Below are 18,385 nucleotides of genomic sequence, written 5' to 3' on the forward strand. Positions count from 1 at the left end.
GAAGTCTCACCGAGCCCGTCGCCTGTGGCAGTGCCCCCCACCCCAAACCCCTCCCCTACTGGGAGGAGGGGCTTACAACAGGAGGAGCGGCCAGGCGTCAGGGCTGCTTATCCCCTCTCGGCGTCAGCATCCCGGGCGAAATGAAGCCGATCGGCTGGATCGACGCCGCATCCTGCTTCAGCTTCGCCGCGATCTGTTCGTAATCGCGCTCCATCTCCGGCGTGACGCTCGCCCGCGCCTCGGTCAGCGCTTCCTCGAAGGCAGCCATATCCACCTCGGTCGCACCCAGTGACTTGCGCAGCGCGATCAGGCCCGCCCGGCGCACCACATCGCCCAGATCCGCGCCGGTGAAGCGGTCGGTCCGCGCGGCGACATCGTCCAAGTCGACATCGGACGCCAGCGGCATCTTGGCAGTCTGGATCCCCAGGATGCGCCGCCGCCCGGCCTTGTCGGGGACGCCGACATAGATCAGCTCGTCGAACCGCCCCGGCCGGAGCAGCGCCGGGTCGACCAGATTGGGCCTATTGGTCGCGCCGATCACCACGACCGACTGGAGTTCCTCCAGCCCGTCCATCTCGGCGAGGATGGTGTTGACCACCCGCTCGGTCACCTGCGGCTCACCCAGCCCGCCACCGCGCGCAGGCACGAGCGAATCGAGTTCGTCGATGAAGATCACCGTCGGCGCCACCTGCCTGGCGCGCGCAAAGAGGCGAGTAATCTGCTGCTCGCTCTCGCCATACCATTTGGACAGAAGGTCGCTCGACTTGGTGGCGATGAAATTCGCCTGCGCCTCGCGCGCCACCGCCTTGGCGAGCAGTGTCTTGCCGGTGCCCGGCGGCCCATAGAGCAGGAAGCCCTTGGCCGGCCGGATGCCGAGTCGCCGGAAGGCATCCGGGTCTTTCAGCGGCAGTTCGACGCCTTCCTTCAGCTTCATCTGCGCGGTGTCGAGCCCGCCGACATCCTCCCAGCGGACGGTCGGGGCCTGCACCATCACCTCGCGCATCGCCGAGGGCTGAACACGCTTCAGTGCCTCCAGAAAGTCCTCGCGCGTCACCGACAGGGTATCCAGTACTTCCGCCGGGATGGTCCGCTCCTCCAGGTTCAGGCGCGGCATGATCCGGCGCACCGCCTCGATCGCCGCCTCACGGGTCAGCGCGGCCAGGTCAGCGCCCACGAAGCCGAAGGTCGTGCGCGCCAGTTCGGCCAGGTCGACCTTGTCGCCCAGCGGCATGCCGCGCGTGTGGATGCCCAGAATCTCGCGCCGTCCGCGCTCGTCGGGGACACCCACCACGATCTCACGATCGAACCGACCCGGTCGCCGCAGCGCCTCGTCGATCGCCTCGGGCCGGTTGGTCGCAGCGATGATGACCAGATTCGCACGTGACTCCAGCCCGTCCATCAGGGTCAGCAACTGGGCGACCAGCCGCTTCTCCGCCTCCCCCTGCACCCGGTCGCGCTTGGGGGCGATCGAGTCGATTTCGTCGATGAAGACGATCGAGGGGGCCGACTTGGTCGCCTCCTCGAAAATCTCGCGGAGGCGCTGTTCCGATTCGCCATAGGCCGAGCCCATGATCTCCGGCCCGTTGATCAGGAAGAATTGCGCGTCCGACTCATTGGCGACGGCGCGCGCCAGCCGGGTCTTGCCGGTGCCGGGCGGCCCGTGGAGCAACACGCCCTTGGGCGGCTCGACGCCCAGCCGCTCGAACAATTCGGGATAGCGCAAGGGCAGCTCGACCATCTCGCGCAACTGGTCGATGGTCGAGGCCATGCCTCCGATATCGTCATAGGTGACGTCGGCGCGCCGCGCCTCGCGCGGTTCCTCATATTCGGGGCGCAGTTCGACCTCGGTATTCTCGTCGATATGGACGACCCCCTTGGGGCTGGCCGCGACGACGGCGAGGCGGATTTCCTGAAGCGCATAGGCAGGCGCGTTCATGAACTGCGCGACGCCCGGCGGCATGTTGGTGACCCGCTGCTGCCCCGCGGTCGCCACCACATCGCCCTGACAGAGCGGTCGGTTGAAGAAGGTACGCTTGAGCGCCTGGGCCGACCCCTGGAGCCGCAGATTTTCCTGGGCGGGGGCGAAGACGACTCGGGTGGCGGGCTTGGATTCGACCCGGCGCACCTCGACGAAATCACCCGAGCCGACCCCCGCATTGGCGCGCTGCAACCCGTCGATGCGCAGCAGATCGAGCCCTTCGTCCTCCGGGTAAGGCGCGACGGCGCGCGCGGGCGTGGCCTGCTTGCCGACGATCTCCACGACATCGCCCTCGGTGATGCCGAGCGCCGCCATCAGACTGCGCGGGACATGGGCCAAGCCGCGCCCGGAATCCTCGGGGCGGCTGTTTGCCACCTGTATCTTGCGGGTCGGCGCGTCGCTGTCGGCCATGATGGTCCCTTGGCAAAGTGTCTGAACACGAAAGCGCGGGAGGTGGGGGCGGGTTCCGGTTCGCGAAAGACCGCGCCGCCGAAGCGAGGCAAAAAAAAGGGCCGATCGAAACGACCAGCCCGAAAAGTTTTTAGGAGAGGATGCCTGAAAGGCCCGTTCCTTTTGCGGTGCGAAACGTTATGTTGCAAGTGCGAAAAGCTTGGCTATGATTGCAGTTTATGCAATCCTCTGACCAATAGGTCAACGAGTACAGGTGCGACATGCGCAGGCTTCCCCCGCTCGGTGCGATCGAGGCATTTGTCCAGGTGGTCCGCCTGGGCTCCATCAAGGCCGCCGCCGAGGAACTGGCACTGTCCGCCCCCGCGCTCAGCCGCCGGGTGCAGACACTCGAACGCTTCGTCGGCAAGCCGCTTTTCGCCCGGCGGCACCAGGCGATGGTGCCCAATGAGGATGGCGAGACGCTGATGGAGCAGATCGCCCCCCTGCTCGACCAATTGTCCGACGCAGTGGAGGCGATGACCAGCGGCCAGGAGGTGCTGCGCCTGCGCCTGGGCGTCTTGCCGCTCTATGCGGCGCAGCGGCTGTTCCCGCATATGGGGCTGTTGCGCGCGGCGCATCCCGAACTGCATCTCGACATCGATACCGCCGGCCACGGCATCGCGCGGCTGGGCGAAGGACTGGACGCGGTCATCGCGCTGGGTCGCGACATCGATCCGTCGCTCTATGCCAAGCGGCTGGATTTCAACAAAGTCTATGTCATCGGCGCCAAAAGGCTGATCGAGGGGCCGAATCCCCTGCTCCACCCCGAGCAGATGAACGGGATGACCGCGCTGCTGCACCGCGAAATGCCCGATGCCTTCACCGCCTGGTGCCAGGCGGCAGGGCTGACCAATATCAAGCCCAAGGCGATCGACTTCTTCGATTCTGGCGGCCTGATGCTGGAGGCGGTGGCACAGGGGCTGGGCGTCGCCTTCATGCATGCCAGCCATTTCGAACACGCCCATGACCCGCGCCTGGTGCGGCTGTTCGATATCGAGGTGGACAGCCCCTATAGCCACTGGTTCGTCTGTCGCCCGCGTGCGCTTCAGCAGAAATCGGTGAAGCTGTTCCATGACTGGTTGATTCGGACGCTGTATCCGGCAGCGGCATGACCTCTACTCCCCCTCCCGCCTGCGGGAGGGGCGTGCGCGTGGCGCGTGGAGGTCTCCAAACCCAACGACAAAAAGCCGCGCGTCCTTGGCAGGACGGCGGCTTCACGCCTTCAAGTCCTTCGCGGGGCGCCGGGACAGGCGCCCGCCCGCGAATTACTTGATCTTGGCTTCCTTGAACTCGACATGCTTGCGCACGACCGGGTCGTACTTGTTGAAGCTCAGCTTCTCGGTCTTGGTGCGCGGGTTCTTCTTCGTGACGTAAAAGAAGCCGGTATCAGCCGAGCTGACGAGCTTGATCTTGACGGTGGTCGGCTTGGCCATGACCTGGTTCCTGTATGCGTGAAAAAGCGAAAGCGGCAGCCGGAGCCGCCGCTATATAAGGGCGGCGCATGGCCCAACCGGGCCGCCGAGTCAAGTATGGCGCCCGATTTAAGCCCCTCTTTACCCCTATCGCGCTATATCGACAGGTTCAGACAGCCCATGACGCGGCATGCGCGCGGGGCCGGGGGGCATGAAGCGATGAGTCAGGGCGAATCGCCCGACCGGGACACGGCGGCGGAGATACGGGATCAGCTTTGGGCCCGGATCGCCGCGCTCGACGTGCGCGCGCCCTATACCCCCGCCGCCGATCTGCTGGGCGGTATCGAGGCCATTCGCCAGCTTGCCCATGCTCATGGCCTGGCCCCGGCGGTGACGGTGACCCACTTCATCGACCGGGCGCTGATGCGCGGCGACGGGCCGGTGCCCGTCCATGGCTGGTTCGCGATGCTGACGGAGGCGGTCGCCAGCGAACGACAGGATCTGGAGGCCGCCAACCGATTCGCGGAGGCCTGTTCGGTGCGACTGGCGGCCTGATGGACGCCTTCATGCTGATCCTGGTCGCGACCCTGGCGGGACAGACCGGCGGGCGACTGAGCCTGTTGGCGGCGCAACTGGTGGACCGGAGCGGCAAGACCGTGGCGGTGCTGGCCGGATTGATGCTGGCGCAGGCGGTGCTGGCCGCCGGGGCGATTCGGATCGGCATCCTGCTCGCCCCGCAATTCACCCCGGAGACGCATGGCCTGTTGCTGGCGATCGCGCTGGTCGTGACGGGAATCGGGATGATGGGGCGGATACCCCGACCCGCCAACCCCTATGGTCGGCCCCGGCTGGGCGCGTTCGGGGGAGCGGTGATCTTCGGTGGCGCGGTCCTGTTCGCTGATTCGGGGTTGCTGGTCGTGGCGGCCGCCGCCGCCCGCTCGCCGCTGCCCTGGGCCGCCCTGCCCGGCGCGGTGATCGGACTGTCGGGTGCGATGCTGCCCGCGATGCTGATGGGCGAGCGGGCATGGCGTCGCCTGCCCCTGCGTGCCCTCCGCCTGGCACTGGGCGCGATCATGGTGCTGGCCGGCGTGGTGACCGGACTGTCGGTGAAAGAACTGATCTAGAGCATCGATCACTGAGGCCGGGCTTTGTACATGGACTCAGCGGAGCCATTTCGTCATCGGATCGTTTACGCAACGATTCCAGACAGCGGGAGCATGTCCATGTCCGATACCAATCCGGCGCTCGATACGCCGACCGATCTGAACCGCAACGCGACCGCCAGCGTCGCCGATGCGCTGAACGGCGCACTGGCCGACTGCTATGCGTTGTACCTGAAGACCAAGAATTTCCACTGGCACGTCTCGGGCCCGCATTTCCGCGATTATCATCTGATGCTCGACGATCAGGCCACGCAGATCCTGGGCGTGACCGACGCCATTGCCGAGCGAGTGCGCAAGACTGGCAACGTCACGCTGCGCTCGATCGGCGACATCGCGCGCCGCCAGACGATCGTCGACAATGATCGCGACTTCGTGTCCGCCGCCGACATGCTGGTCGAGCTGCGCGACGACAATCTGAAGCTGGTCGAACGCTTCCGCACGGTGAAGGACGCCGCCGAAGAGGCGAAGGATAATGCCACCAGCGGCATCGTCGACGAATGGACCGACCAGGCCGAGGAACGCGCCTGGTTCCTGTTCGAGGCGGGCCGCAAGGGCTGAGGGTTCGAGCCGGTCGATAAAGGAAAGGCCCCGGTGAAAGCCGGGGCCTTTTTTGTGCGGGTCAGATCGGAAGCGAGGAATTCCCGTCCCGCATCCACAATTCGGTCTTGGTCAGCACATCGAGCTGCCCCGCGTCGCGCCGTGCGACGATATGATCGATCAGCCCGCGAAACTTCGCCGGATCGGTCTGCCCGGCCGCGTTCTCGGCAAGGCCATGGATGTAGAATTCCGAGGTTTCGCCCCGCAATATGGTCAGGTCGATATCGGCCTTCAGCTGTTCCAGGCTTTGATTCGATGTGGCGTTGGCGGGCGCCAGGATGCCGCCGCGATCGGGAATGCCGAAGCGTGACAGCCAGCTGCCCCGCCCCTGCGTCGTCCGCGCCATCTTGTATCCGGCGGCCTTCAGCGCGAGCGGCAGCTTGGTATAGGAGAATTCGCTCGACAGGTCGTTGAAGTTGAACGCCTTGACCTGCGCGACGACCTCGGTGCTGAGCGTGATCTGCGTCGCGCTGTCCACGCTGACCACGGTCGTTCCGGTGGGCACATTATAGCCGCCGACGAACATTCCGGCCCGGATCCCCGTCGTGTCCGACATGGTGGCGATGCGCGTGCCATAGGTCCTGGCCGAGAAGGTGCGCGGCCGGGTGGGGCTGACATGGTAACGGCCATTGGGATAGCAGCAGAAATCATTGCCGCGCGGCATTCCATTGGCCTGCGCCCAGTCGCGCACCTTTTGCAGGTCCGCCAAGGCCGCCGCCAGCGTCGGATGGTCGGTCATCAGAATGTCGTCATAGCTGCCGTTCAGGTAACAGTCCCAACCTGCGTCATACATTTCGCGAAGCTGGGCAACGGTCATCCTGTTCTGCCCGCCGATCAGGCCGGGCGCGACGTGGAAGCCGCCCTTGACGTTGCGCGCCCGCATATAGGGAAACGCCTCGGTATATTGCGTGCGCAATATGTCGTCGAAGCCGATGATGATGGTCGGGCGCCCACCGGCCCGCGCCACCAGCGCGTCGACGCCGATCCGGGGGGCGTCGGGCACCTGCGTCGTCACGCTGTTCGCCATGCCGAACCGCCCCGCACCCGCGCTTTGCAGCCCGGCGATCTCGCTGGAATGGACCGAGCCCCACATCGTGCCGAAGAACAGCGGCTGCGGCGTCTGAAAGAGCGGCGCCAGAAGCGGCTCCGGCGCGCGAAACTCCTGCCCCTCCCGCGACAATGTCAGGTCGAAGCCGGTGGCGGTGCCATAGATCGGGTCCCATCCCAGGTCGACGAACTGCGCGATCGTGCCGAACCGGACAGGGTCGTGATAGCCGATGTCGGACTTGCGCAATCCCGGCCCGCCCAGGCGCGATCCGGTTCCCTGCATCTCCACCGCGCCGCTGCCCTGCGCCAGGGCCGACCGGCTGCTGAGCAGGGCTTCGTTGGTGGCGGTGAATCCGCCCGCCGTGTCGAAACCTTCGAGCAGCACGGGAATGTCGAGCACCACCGCCAGCGCCGCGGCCACGCTGCGCTGTCCGTTCATCATGCCGACCGCGACCAGGCGTGTGCCGATATCCTCCGCCGTCGCGACATAGGTGGCCCCCGACGCTCCCGCGATCGCCGTGCGCGTCCGATCGGGCGTCAGCGTTTCCCGGAACCATTGAACCCCGGTCAGCCCCTGCGGCGCGGAATAGGTCTGTCCGACTGACCCATCCTTGGTCGCCAGCATATAGAGCGGCGGCGTGTCGACCGGAGAGGGCGATGGCGACGGTGACGGCGTAGGAGTCGGTTGCGACGGAGATTCATTCCCGCCTTCGACCACGCAGCCAGCGCATGAAAAGGCGGCCGCACCGATCAGGAATTGGCGCCGAGTTGTCATGGATATTCCCCCGTGAGCAGATGGTCACTGCCCCCTCCCATCAGATGATGCACCAGATCAGGACAGGGAGGCAATGCTGCAACTGCGTAATATGCCGGTGCGATACCGCTATGGGACAGATAATATGCCCTTTTTCGGATTCAGGGTCGTGCCGCGTCCGCATCCCTGGTCCCGCACCTCATCCGTGCATCGGTAATCGGAACACCAACCCGTCTGGCCTGTTGATCCCCCATCAGATCGGAAGGATTCTCCCCATGCTCAAGCTTGCCATCACATTCCTCGTCATCGGACTGATCCTGGGCGCGCTCGGCTTCGGGGGGGTCGGCGGGGCGTTCGTCGGAATCGCCAAGATCCTGTTCTTCATCGCGATCGCGTTGTTCGTGATCTTCCTGGTGCTGGGGCTGATCGCGGGCAAATCGGTGAAGAACGCGATCGACTGACCCGCATATGCGGGACTTTGCGGGCTTGCTCGATGCGTTGATCTATACGCGGTCGCGCAATGCCAAGCTGAAACTGGTCGCGGATTACCTCGCCGCCACGCCCGATCCCGACCGGGGTTGGGCGATGGCGGCATTGACGGGCGATCTCGACCTGCCCGGCGTCAAGCCCGCGCTCATCCGCGCGCTGATCGAGCAGCGGGTGGATCCCGTCCTGTTCCGCATGAGTCGCGACTATGTCGGCGATACGGCGGAGACGGTCGCCCTGCTCTGGCCCGCGCCCGACCGGCCGCTCAATCCCGAGCCACTGTCGGTGAGTGCGGTGGTCGAGCGGTTACGGCATCTGTCACGTTCCGACGCGCCCGCCGTGCTGGCCGACATGCTCGACCGATCGAGCGCGGAGGAGCGATTCGCGCTGTTGAAGATGGCGACCGGCGGCCTGCGTATCGGCCTGTCGGCCCGCCTCGCCAAGACCGCCTTCGCCCAGCATTTCGGCCTGGATGTCGAGGCGGTGGAGGAGGTCTGGCACGGCCTCTCGCCCCCTTATGCGGAACTCTTCGCCTGGGGCGAGGGCACGGGCGCGCAGCCCACGCCCGCCGATGTGCCGGTCTTCCGCCCCTTCATGCTCGCCCATCCGCTGGAGGATCTGCGGGTCGACCTGACCGACTATGCCGCCGAGTGGAAATGGGACGGCATCCGGGTGCAGATCGTCCATGTCGCGGGGCAGACCCGGCTCTACAGCCGCACCGGCGATGACGTGACCCACGCCTTTCCCGATGTCGCCAGCGCCTTCGATGCGGTGGGGGCGGTGGATGGCGAGTTGCTGGTCAAGGGCGAGCATCAGGGCGGCACGCTGGAGGATGGCGGCGGCGCGGCCAGCTTCAACGCGCTCCAGCAAAGGCTGGGGCGGAAGACGGTGTCGGCCAGGATGCTCGCCGATTATCCCGCCTTCGTCCGGCTCTACGACATTCTCGTGGACGGGACGGAGGATGTCCGCCCCCTCCCCTGGACCGAGCGGCGCAAGAGACTGGAGGCGTTCGCGGCGAAGCTCGACCCCGAGCGGTTCGACGTCAGCGCGGTGATCGAGGCGGAGGACTTCACCGCCCTGGAGGCCCTGCGCGCCACCGCCCGCGATGCCGCGATCGAGGGGGTGATGCTCAAACGCCGCGACTCGCCGTACAGCGGCGGGCGGCGCGTCGGCCTGTGGTACAAATGGAAGCGCGATCCTCTGACCGCCGATTGCGTGATGATGTACGCCCAGCGCGGCAATGGGCGGCGGTCGAGCTATTATAGCGACTATACCTTCGGCTGCTGGACCGAGGAGGGCGAGCTGCTGCCCGTGGGCAAGGCCTATTCGGGGATCACCGACGAGGAATTGCGCCAGTTGGATCGGTTTGTCCGCGCGCACACCGTCCATCGATTCGGCCCGGTGCGCGAGGTGGAGAAGACCCTGGTGCTGGAGATCGCCTTCGACTCGATCCACGATTCGAAACGGCACAAATCGGGGGTCGCGATGCGCTTCCCTCGAATCGCGCGCATCCGCACCGACAAACCCGCCGCCGAGGCGGATCGGGTGGAGACGCTGAAGCGGCTGGTGACGTAGGGAACTTCATTCCTCCCCTGCAAGGGGAGGTGGCAGCGCGTAGCGCTGACGGAGGGGTGTCGCGGCCAGCGGGGACACCCCTCCACCATCCTTCGGATGGTCCCCCTCCCCTTGCAGGGGAGGAATGGGTCTTAATCCCCGACGCGCTCGATATCCGCGCCGACCGCCGACAGTTTCTCTTCCAACCGCTCGTAACCGCGATCCAGGTGATAGACGCGGCTGACCGAGGTCTCGCCCTCGGCGGCCAAGCCCGCCAGGATCAGGCTCATCGAGGCCCGCAGGTCGGTCGCCATCACCGGCGCGCCGGTCAGCCGCTCGACGCCCTTGACCATCGCGGTGCGGCCATGGACCTGAATGTCCGCCCCCATCCGCGCCAGCTCGGGCACATGCATGTAACGGTTCTCGAAGATGGTCTCGGTCAGGGTGCTGGTGCCCTCGGCCTTGCACAGCATCGCCATGAACTGCGCCTGCATGTCGGTGGCGAAGCCCGGGAAGGGCGCGGTCGACAGCGTCAGCGGCTGGAGCGGGCCGTTGGCGGCGACACGGATCGAGTCGCGGCCTTCCTCGACTGTCACGCCAGCCTCGACCAGGGCAGCCAGCGTCGCGCGCATATCCTCGGCACAGGCGCCCACCAGTTCCAGGTCGCCGCCGGTGATCGCGGCGGCGCAGGCATAGGAGCCCGCCTCGATCCGGTCGGGCATCACCGAATAGGTCGCGCCGTGAAGTCGCTCGACACCCTCGATGGTCAGCGTCTCGGTGCCGACGCCGTCGATCCGCGCGCCCATCGCGATCAGCAGGCGGCACAGGTCGACGATCTCGGGCTCGCGCGCGGCATTGCTCAGCACCGAAGTGCCCTTGGCGGTGACCGCGGCCATCAGCGCGTTCTCGGTCGCGCCGACCGACACCACCGGAAAGGTATAGCGTCCGCCCGACAACCGGCCGCCGGGCGCGCTGGCCTTGACGTAACCGGCAGTCAGCTCGATCTCCGCGCCCAGCGCCTCCAGCGCCTTCAGATGCAGGTCGATCGGGCGATTGCCGATCGCGCAGCCGCCGGGCAGCGACACCCGCGCCTCACCCGCGCGCGCCAGGATCGGGCCCAGCACCAGGATCGACGCGCGCATCTTGCGCACGATGTCGTAGGGCGCCTCGGTCGAGAAAAGCTGCCCCGCCCGGATCGTCATGACCCGGCCGAAATCCTCGGGGCGCGTACCCTCGACCCGCGTCGACGCGCCGATCTGGTTCAGCAGATGGCCGAACCCGTCGACATCGGCCAGACGCGGCAGGTTGCGCAGCGTGACCGGCTCGTCGGTCAGGATCGCGCAGGGCATCAGGGTGAGCGCGGCGTTCTTCGCGCCGGAAATCTTCAGGCGACCCGACAGCCGGTTGCCGCCGCGAATGAGGATACGGTCCATAGATTCCGGTCCCTAGCGGACCCGCGCGCCACCGCCAAGGGTCGCGCATCGCCGAATCGCATGCGAATCGTCACGTCAGCGCAGGATGTGTCCCGATCGTTACACGGCCAAAGCACTGGTTGATCGATATTAATGCAGGTCCATATCCTCCGTGGCTAAGGCACTTTTTCCAGTCGGGGGATGGAGTGTCAGTGTCAAATTTCGGCCTTGCTGATCGCCTGAACAAATGGGTCGCTTTGACCCCGGCCGAGCGCGACGCGCTGTCGCGGATGGAAGACAAGCCACGATCGATACGGCGCGGCCTGGTCCTGATGAACGAGCGGTCCCGTACCGAGGAATTGTCCGTCGTGCTGCAGGGCATGTTGATGTGCTATGTCCTGCTCGACGACGGCAGCCGCCAGATCGTGCGCTTCCTGTTTCCCGGCGACCTCTTCGCCATGTCCACCCTGGTCTATGGCCGGTCGCCCGATACGATCGTCGCGGTGTCGAACGCGGTGGTCTGTTCCTTCGACCGGTCGCACATGACCCGGCTGGCGACCGATCACCCCCGCCTGTTCAGCCTGATCCTGGTGCTCAACCAGATCGAGCGGGTCGTCACGACCGATCGTCTGGCCGGGCTGGGCCGCACCGCGGCCCGCGTACGGGTGGCGACGCTGCTGCTGTCGCTACGCGGCCAGATGCGCCAGGCGGGGATGACCGTCGGCATGTCCTTCACGCCGGGGCTGACCCAGGAGGAGATGGGCGACGCGATCGGGCTGACCGCCGTGCATGTGAACCGGATGCTCCGCCTGCTGGAGGATGAAGGCCTCATCAAGCGCGAGGGCGGACGGGTGTTCCTGCTGGACGAAGAGCGGCTGGTGCAGGAAGCGGGCTATATCGACCGCTTCGCCGGGCTGGACCTCGGCTGGCTGCCGCCCGCGCGCTGATCCTCCCCGATACGAGGAGGAACGGCGCGCTTCACGCCTTTTCCAGCGTGCACTGCAAGGGGTGCTGGTTGGCGCGGGCGAAGTCGATCACCTGCGCCACCTTGGTCTCGGCGACTTCGTAGGAAAAGACACCGCACACCCCCACCCCGCGCTGATGGACGTGCAGCATCACGCGGGTCGCGTCGTCCATGCTCATCCGGAAAAAGCGCTGGAGGCACAGCACGACGAATTCCATCGGCGTGTAATCGTCGTTGAGCATCAGCACGCGGTACGGCGTCGGCTGCTTGGTGCGCGTCCGGGTTCGCGTCGCGACGCCCAGACCGTTGCCGTCGTCGTCCCCCTGATCGGGACCTTGGCCGGGCCCACGTCCCGGCCCATTGCCGGTCATTCCCAGAGGATGGGTGAAAAGGTCGCTGTTCAGGGCCATGATGACGTAAAATATGGCATGGCGGGGGGTGGGCACAAGTCCTTGGGTCCGGAAACGACCGCATAAATCGATATGGTGGTCTTGGCCCTGTTCCTTCCGTGCGGGGGAGGAATGGGGGAATGTCGATCCGCCTTAATGGAAATCCCGCGAACGGGGCAGCAGCCGGACGTCGCGCGGATGCACGCCGCGCGGGGCCGGGACGCCGCGCGGATCGTGCGAGCGGGTCGGCGCGACGGGAACGTCCTCCAGCCGGGCCAGCATCGCGCTGCGATCCTCGACCCCGGCGGTCATGACATGCACCACCCCCTCTTCGCTGCGCTGGACGACGCCGTGGATCAGCATCAGCCGCGACGCCATCACCGCCCGCCGGTTCGCCTCGAAATCGCGGGCCCAGAGCAGCGCGTTGACGATCCCCGTCTCGTCCTCGATCGTGACGAAGATCGCATTGCCCTTGCCGGGCCGCTGGCGGACCAGCACCACCCCCGCCACCTTCACCCGCCGCCCGTCGCGCAGGTTCCTGATATCGGCAGCGGACAGCACCCCCTCCGCCGCCAGTTCGCTGCGCAGGAACGCCATGGGATGGCCCTTCAGCGACAGGCGGGTGACACGGTAATCCGCCGTCACCTGCTCCGATGGTGACATGGGGGGCAGGGTCACGGGCGGCTCGGTGGCCATTTCGGGGGCCTCCATCGCGGCGAACAGAGGCAGTTGCGCCGACTTCATCCGCCGCGCCTCCCACTGCCCCTCGCGCCGCCCGCGCCCCAGCGAGCGATAGGCATCCGCCTGTGCCAACAGGTCGAGCGCGCGACGGGGGAGACGCCCCCGGATCGCGACCGATTCGATGGTTTCATAGGGCGCATGGGTGGCGATCGCCTTGCCCCATTCCTCGCGAAACCCGTCGACCTGGCGAAAGCCCAGCCGCAGCGCGAACGCCCCGTCGTCGCGCCGCTCCAGCCGATTGTCCCAGCCGCTGTGATTCACATCGACCGGCCGCACCTCCACCTTGCCATTCTCGCGCGCGTCGCGGACCAGTTGCGCGGGGGCATAGAAACCCATCGGCTGGGCATTGAGCAGCGCACAGGTGAAGATCGCGGCCTGATGGCATTTCAGCCAGGCCGAAACATAGACCAGCCGCGCGAAGGACAGCGCATGGCTTTCGGGAAAGCCATAGGAGCCGAAACCCTCGATCTGCTTAAAACAGCGTTCGGCGAAGTCGGCCTCATAACCGCGCGCGACCATGCCGCCGACCATCTTCTCGCGGAAATTCTGGATGGTCCCGACATTGCGGAAGGTCGCCATGGCGCGGCGAAGCTGGTTGGCTTCGTCGGGCGTGAATTTGGCGGCGGTGATGGCCAGCTTCATCGCCTGTTCCTGGAACAGCGGCACGCCATAGGTCTTGCCCAGCAGTTGATATAATTCGTCCGTCGGACCGTCTTTGGGCGAGGGGTAGCTGACCGGCTCCGTCCCCGCCCGGCGGCGCAGATAGGGGTGGACCATGTCCCCCTCGATCGGCCCCGGCCGGACGATCGCGACCTGCACGACCAGGTCGTAAAATTCCTTGGGCTTCAGCCGGGGCAGCATGTTGATCTGCGCCCGGCTCTCCACCTGGAACACCCCGATGCTGTCGCCCTTTTGCAGCATCTTATAGACGGCCGGGTCTTCATCCTGCGCCAGATGGGTCAGGTCGGGCCGCGGTAGCCCGTTCGCCGCCATCAGGTCGAACGCCTTGCGGATGCAGGTCAGCATCCCCAGCGCCAATATGTCGACCTTCATGATCTTCAACTCGTCGATATCGTCCTTGTCCCATTCGATGAAGGTCCGCCCCTCCATCGCGCCGTTATGGATCGGCACCGTCTCGTCGAGACGGTCCTGCGTCAGCACGAAGCCGCCGACATGCTGCGACAGATGCCGGGGCGCGCCCAGCAGCCGGTCGACCAGGGTGCGGAGCCGGGCGATCTCGGGATTGTCGGGGGAAAAGCCGGTTTCGTGGAAACGCTTTTCCTCGAACCGCTGCGAGAAACTGCCCCAGACGGTGCTGGTCAGCCGCTGGGTGACATCCTCGCTCAGCCCCAGCGCCCGCCCGACCTCGCGCACGGTGCTGCGCGGGCGGTAATGGATGACGGTCGCGGCGATGGCGGCGCGGTGGCGGCCATAGCGGTTGTAGATATATTCGATCACCTCCTCGCGCCGCTCATGCTCGAAATCGATGTCGATATCGGGCGGCTCCTTGCGTTCGTTCGAGACGAAGCGCGAGAAGAGCAGGTCGTGCTTGGTCGGATCGACCGAGGTCACGCCCAATATCCAGCACACCGCCGAATTGGCCGCCGATCCGCGCCCTTGGCAAAGAATGGGCGGATCGAGGCTGCGTGCATGCCGCACCACATCGTGCACGGTCAGGAAATAATGGGCATATTGACAGTCGCGGATGAGCGCGAGTTCCTCCCTCAGCGTTCCCTGAAGTTTCTCCGGAATGCCCTCGGGAAAGCGCGCCGCCGCTTCCTTCCGGACCAGTTCCTCCAGCCAGTCCTGTGCTTCCCACCCCTCGGGTACCGGCTCGTCAGGATACTGATAGGCGATGTGATCCAGCCGGAACGTGATCCGCTCGAGGATCGCCACGCTTTCCTCCACCGCCCCCGGCCGGTCGGCGAACAGGCGCGCCATCTCCGTCGCCGGCTTCAGATGCCGCTCGGCATTGGCCGCCAGCCGCCGTCCGCCGGTGCGGATGGTCAGGCCTTCACGAATACAGGTCAGTATATCCTGTACCGGTCGGTCCTCGGGCGTGGCGAACAAAGCGTCGGTGGTCGCGAGCAGCGGTACCCCCCGCCCCTCCGCCAGCGCCGCCCATGCCGCCAGCCGCCGCCGGTCCGCGCCCGATCGCGGCATGGTGACGCCCAGCCAGACCCGCCCCGGCGCCACCGCCACCAACCGGTCGAGCGTCGCCGCCAGCCCCGGATCGGCACGGCGCGGAGGTAGCATCGCCTCCGCCATCGGCTCGCAGCGCCGGGCGGAGGATTGGGGTAGCGCGATCAGCAGCAGATCCTCGGCATGGCGGATCAGATCGCCCAGTCCGAGAATGCAGCCGCCCTTCCTGGCGCGCTTGTTGCCCATAGTCAGCAACCGGGTCAGCCGCCCCCAGCCGGTGCGGTCGATGGGATAGGCGACGATGTCCGGCGTGCCGTCGGCGAAGACCAGCCGGGCGCCGACGACCAGGGTCGGTGGTGGACGACCGCCGATTTCCTCCGCCGAAGCGCACGCTTTTCGCCACGCTCTCAGCGCCCGCACCACACCCGCCACCGTGTTGCGATCGACGATACCGATGCCGTCGAGACGCAGTTCATGGGCTCTCGCGACCATGTCCTCCGCCGGACTCGCGCCATCGAGAAAGGAGTAGTGCGTCGCCGCGACCAGTTCGGCAAAGCGGGGTTGGGCAGACACTTAACCCTTTCCTCCCCTGTAAGGGGAGGGGGACCATGCGCAGCATGGTGGAGGGGTGTCACGGCTCGCGATGGGGTTCATCACTGGCCGTGACACCCCTCCGTCAGCGCTATGCGCTGCCACCTCCCCTTGCAGGGGAGGAATGGGAGCAAACGCCCCCCTCACGCGAATAGCCCATGAACATACCAGCGCGGCCGCTCGGTCTCGCTGTAAAGGCCGTGGCGAAAGATCCAGAAGCGCCGCCCGCGCACATCCTCCACCCGGTAATAGTCGCGCGTGGGCGGCGCCATGTCGGCCCGCCGCCACCATTCGCCCGCGATCCGCTCCGGCCCTTCCGCGCGCGCCACGTCATGCAGCTTGCGCCGCCAGCGAAAGCGCGCAGGCGGTCCGTCGGGCGTCTCGGCGGCGAGCGATTCGATCGGCTGGGGCGGATCGAACAGATGGATGGGGCGCGAAGGGGGCTCGCCCGGCTCGGGCCGGGTCCATTCGGCCTTGGGCGGCGTCTCGGTCGCGGGCAGCAGCAATTCGGCCTGTTCGGGAATATGGCTGTCGCGCGGATGGATTCGCCGCACCCGCTCGCGCCCCAGCCGGGTACCCAGCCGGTCGATCAGCGCCGCCACCGCCTCCGACTTGGCCTCGCCCCCCTCCAGCCGCAACTGCACCGCGTCGAGCTTCTCGGCCAACCCCACGTCCAGCCGGATCAGGTCGTACCCGAACCCGGGGTCGAGCGGATCGGCCAGCGCCTCGATCCGCTCGCGGAACAGCCGCAGCAGCACCGCCGGATCGCGGGTCGGCTGCCCCGTCTCGACGCGCAGGCCCTGCACCTCGCCATCGGCGCGGAACAGCCGTGCGTCCCAGCGCCGCCCGCCCTCATGCCGCTCCTCCAGCGCCCGCGCCGCCTCTCCCGCCAGTTCCTCCAGTACCGCCAGCATATGGTCGGTCTTCGCCACCGGTTCGGCGAAACGGCGTTCCACCGCGATCGGTGCCGCCACCACACGCGGGGTCAGCGGACTGTCCTCCTCGCCAGTCAGCCGCCGCAGCGCCGTCGCCGCCTCCCGCCCGAAACGCGACGCGATCGCCGCCATCGGACGCGCCAGCACGTCGCCGACCGACTTCAACCCCGCCGCGACCAGCGCCGCCGTCGCATCGGCGTCCAGTTCCAGCGCGGCCACGGACAGGCGGCGGATCGCCCCCATCTCGTCCGGGGCGGGGGCACCCGCATGCCGCGCCAGCGCCCGTGCCGCTTCGGGCGTGTCGCCATAGGCCAGCCGCACGGTGATCCCCCGCCTGGCCATCCGCGTCTCGATATCCTCGGCCAGCCCGCGCTCGCCGCCGAACAGATGGTCCGCCCCCGCACTGTCCAGCACCAGTCCCTGTGGCGGGTCGAGCGCCACCGCCGGGCTGTAGCGTCGCGCGCCCTCGGCCAGCCGCTCCAGCCAGTCGGCATCGGCGGCGGGGTCGTGCGGAAACACCTCGATCTCCGGCACCCGCGCCCGCGCATCGGCGAGCGTCAGCCCGACCGACAGCCCCGCCGCCACCGCCGCCCTGTCGAGCGCGGCGAGCCGGATCGCCCCGCCCACCGATTCGGCGAAGACGATCGGCGCCTCATCGCGTGCCACGAACAGGTGCGGGCGGCAGGCCCGCAGCCGCTCGATCGGCAACCAGGGGAAGACGAGCGCCAGATAGCGGCGCGGGATCGAAGCTTTGCGTGTCACGGTTCCACTCCACGCGCCAACGGGCACCGGCGGGCCCTCCCCGTCGGCGCAGCAATTCCAGGTCATAGGCGGGGGCGCCCGGCGCATCGGCGGCCAGCGCGCGCGACGGTGCGGGCGCGACCGCCCAGCGGGTCGCGGCGGCACTCGGCACCGCCTGTCCGCCGACACGCAGCAGGATCATCAGCACGCCCGAGGCTTCGGCGGACAGCATCAACCGGCGTGAGGCGGTCAGGTCATAGCCCCGCATCGCCCCCCAGCCCTCCGCGATCACCGTTCCCAGCCCCGGACAGCGCGCGCCATCCGCCGCCGCGCGCAACAATGCGGCATCGTCGGCGACCACCACCACGACCAGATCGACGGGGTCGAGACCCATCGCGACCAGCCCCGGCCCATGGAGTCGCCCGCCCTGGCGCTCGGCGGATTCGGTGCGCAGCCACAGCAACGGTCGCGCCGCCGCCGCCAGCACGCACCCCATGGCGAAGCCCGCGCCGCTGGCCGCTTCCTCTTGAGAAAGCGCATGAATCTCATGAAGTTGCGCCCCCGCCAGCCGGGGCAGACCATCGTCCGCAATTCCCTCCGCACCGCACGTCGCCTCGCTCGCCAAAGCGGCGGCGCGGCGCAGTCGGTCGATCAGGGCGAAGGGCTCCTCCATATTTGTTCTTGTAATGTTCTCAAGGGCAAGCCGCCAGTCGGAAAAATTTTGAAAAAAGGGCTTGCCGGTTCGAAAACCCACATCTATTAGCGCGCCTCACCCCAGCCGGTTCGCCGGTTCGGAACGCCAGAGCGGGCGTAGCTCAGGGGTAGAGCACAACCTTGCCAAGGTTGGGGTCGAGGGTTCGAATCCCTTCGCCCGCTCCAGCGGTTCCCACAGGAACCGCCTTCGTCGCCAAGCGACGCTCCCATTCATCCTGATATCCATCGGCACTGTCGAACCATCGACGGTCGCAGCTTGCCGAGCGAACAGCCTCACCACCGATGCCGGATCATAACGGATGCGTTGTGTTTTCC

15 protein-coding genes and 1 tRNA gene are annotated in these 18,385 nt (G+C 67.0%); 8 read left to right on the top strand and 8 right to left on the bottom strand.

Going from position 1 to position 18,385, the window contains the following annotated elements; genetic code table 11:
* Nucleotides 1–97: 97 nt before the first annotated feature.
* Entirely contained in the window at nucleotides 98–2,389 is a 2,292-nt protein-coding gene (locus OXQ33_RS16285) for a CDC48 family AAA ATPase (RefSeq protein WP_267435727.1), read from the bottom strand.
* 260 nt (nucleotides 2,390–2,649) lie between these two features.
* Between OXQ33_RS16285 and OXQ33_RS16290 the strand changes: the two genes are divergently transcribed.
* The gene (locus OXQ33_RS16290; RefSeq protein WP_267435728.1) at nucleotides 2,650–3,540 is read left to right on the top strand and encodes a LysR substrate-binding domain-containing protein; all 891 of its coding nucleotides are present in this window, start codon (nucleotides 2,650–2,652) and stop codon (nucleotides 3,538–3,540) included.
* Between the two features lie 153 nt (nucleotides 3,541–3,693).
* Here the strand turns inward: OXQ33_RS16290 and rpmG are convergent, their stop codons facing one another.
* Nucleotides 3,694–3,861 carry a 50S ribosomal protein L33 gene (gene rpmG, locus OXQ33_RS16295; protein ID WP_007407030.1) on the bottom strand — a complete coding sequence of 56 codons (168 nt, stop codon included), beginning with the start codon at nucleotides 3,859–3,861 and terminating at the stop codon, nucleotides 3,694–3,696.
* Nucleotides 3,862–4,059: 198 nt separating this feature from the next.
* Here rpmG and OXQ33_RS16300 point away from each other — a divergent pair, with 198 nt between their 5' ends.
* From OXQ33_RS16300 to OXQ33_RS16310, 3 genes are all read left to right on the top strand, one after another.
* Nucleotides 4,060–4,395: a hypothetical protein gene (locus OXQ33_RS16300; RefSeq protein ID WP_267435729.1), complete on the top strand. Its 336-nt coding sequence runs from the start codon at nucleotides 4,060–4,062 to the stop codon at nucleotides 4,393–4,395.
* A complete protein-coding gene (locus OXQ33_RS16305; protein WP_267435730.1) occupies nucleotides 4,395–4,964 on the top strand; it encodes a hypothetical protein in 570 nt (189 codons plus the stop codon). The genes OXQ33_RS16300 and OXQ33_RS16305 overlap by 1 nt, the downstream gene beginning before the upstream one ends.
* A gap of 93 nt (nucleotides 4,965–5,057) precedes the next feature.
* The gene (locus OXQ33_RS16310; protein WP_267435731.1) at nucleotides 5,058–5,561 is read left to right on the top strand and encodes a DNA starvation/stationary phase protection protein; all 504 of its coding nucleotides are present in this window, start codon (nucleotides 5,058–5,060) and stop codon (nucleotides 5,559–5,561) included.
* Nucleotides 5,562–5,622: 61 nt separating this feature from the next.
* Here OXQ33_RS16310 and OXQ33_RS16315 read toward each other — a convergent pair whose 3' ends face one another.
* Entirely contained in the window at nucleotides 5,623–7,272 is a 1,650-nt protein-coding gene (locus tag OXQ33_RS16315) for a hypothetical protein (RefSeq protein ID WP_267435732.1), read from the bottom strand.
* Between the two features lie 404 nt (nucleotides 7,273–7,676).
* Between OXQ33_RS16315 and OXQ33_RS16320 the strand changes: the two genes are divergently transcribed.
* Together OXQ33_RS16320 and OXQ33_RS16325 are read left to right on the top strand one after the other, a co-directional pair.
* Nucleotides 7,677–7,862: a DUF1328 family protein gene (locus tag OXQ33_RS16320; protein WP_267435733.1), complete on the top strand. Its 186-nt coding sequence runs from the start codon at nucleotides 7,677–7,679 to the stop codon at nucleotides 7,860–7,862.
* A gap of 7 nt (nucleotides 7,863–7,869) precedes the next feature.
* Nucleotides 7,870–9,462: a cisplatin damage response ATP-dependent DNA ligase gene (locus tag OXQ33_RS16325; protein ID WP_267435734.1), complete on the top strand. Its 1,593-nt coding sequence runs from the start codon at nucleotides 7,870–7,872 to the stop codon at nucleotides 9,460–9,462.
* 131 nt (nucleotides 9,463–9,593) lie between these two features.
* Here OXQ33_RS16325 and murA read toward each other — a convergent pair whose 3' ends face one another.
* Complete coding sequence (gene murA / locus OXQ33_RS16330; protein ID WP_267435735.1) at nucleotides 9,594–10,874, bottom strand: UDP-N-acetylglucosamine 1-carboxyvinyltransferase; 1,281 nt, start codon at nucleotides 10,872–10,874, stop codon at nucleotides 9,594–9,596.
* Nucleotides 10,875–11,065: 191 nt separating this feature from the next.
* On the opposite strand from murA, the gene OXQ33_RS16335 reads away from it, so the two are divergent.
* Nucleotides 11,066–11,800 (top strand): Crp/Fnr family transcriptional regulator, encoded by a 735-nt coding sequence (locus OXQ33_RS16335; RefSeq protein ID WP_267435736.1) that lies wholly within the window; start codon nucleotides 11,066–11,068, stop codon nucleotides 11,798–11,800.
* 31 nt (nucleotides 11,801–11,831) lie between these two features.
* Here the strand turns inward: OXQ33_RS16335 and clpS are convergent, their stop codons facing one another.
* The 4 genes from clpS to OXQ33_RS16355 all read right to left on the bottom strand — a co-directional run bounded on the left by clpS (nucleotide 11,832) and on the right by OXQ33_RS16355 (nucleotide 18,029).
* Nucleotides 11,832–12,188: an ATP-dependent Clp protease adapter ClpS gene (gene clpS / locus OXQ33_RS16340; protein ID WP_267435740.1), complete on the bottom strand. Its 357-nt coding sequence runs from the start codon at nucleotides 12,186–12,188 to the stop codon at nucleotides 11,832–11,834.
* A gap of 171 nt (nucleotides 12,189–12,359) precedes the next feature.
* Entirely contained in the window at nucleotides 12,360–15,662 is a 3,303-nt protein-coding gene (locus OXQ33_RS16345; RefSeq protein ID WP_267435737.1) for an error-prone DNA polymerase, read from the bottom strand.
* A 161-nt stretch (nucleotides 15,663–15,823) separates the two neighbouring features.
* Nucleotides 15,824–17,377, bottom strand: coding sequence for a DNA polymerase Y family protein (locus tag OXQ33_RS16350; RefSeq protein WP_267435738.1), 1,554 nt, complete (start codon nucleotides 17,375–17,377; stop codon nucleotides 15,824–15,826).
* Nucleotides 17,268–18,029, bottom strand: a complete 762-nt coding sequence (locus OXQ33_RS16355) for a hypothetical protein (RefSeq protein WP_267435739.1) — start codon at nucleotides 18,027–18,029, stop codon at nucleotides 17,268–17,270. Before OXQ33_RS16355 ends, OXQ33_RS16350 begins: the two co-directional genes overlap by 110 nt.
* Before the next feature lie 131 nt (nucleotides 18,030–18,160).
* Between OXQ33_RS16355 and OXQ33_RS16360 the strand changes: the two genes are divergently transcribed.
* Nucleotides 18,161–18,235, top strand: a tRNA-Gly gene (locus OXQ33_RS16360).
* Nucleotides 18,236–18,385 lie beyond the last annotated feature (150 nt).

This window comes from Sphingomonas sp. GM_Shp_1 (assembly GCF_026540895.1).
Lineage (GTDB): Bacteria > Pseudomonadota > Alphaproteobacteria > Sphingomonadales > Sphingomonadaceae > Sphingomonas.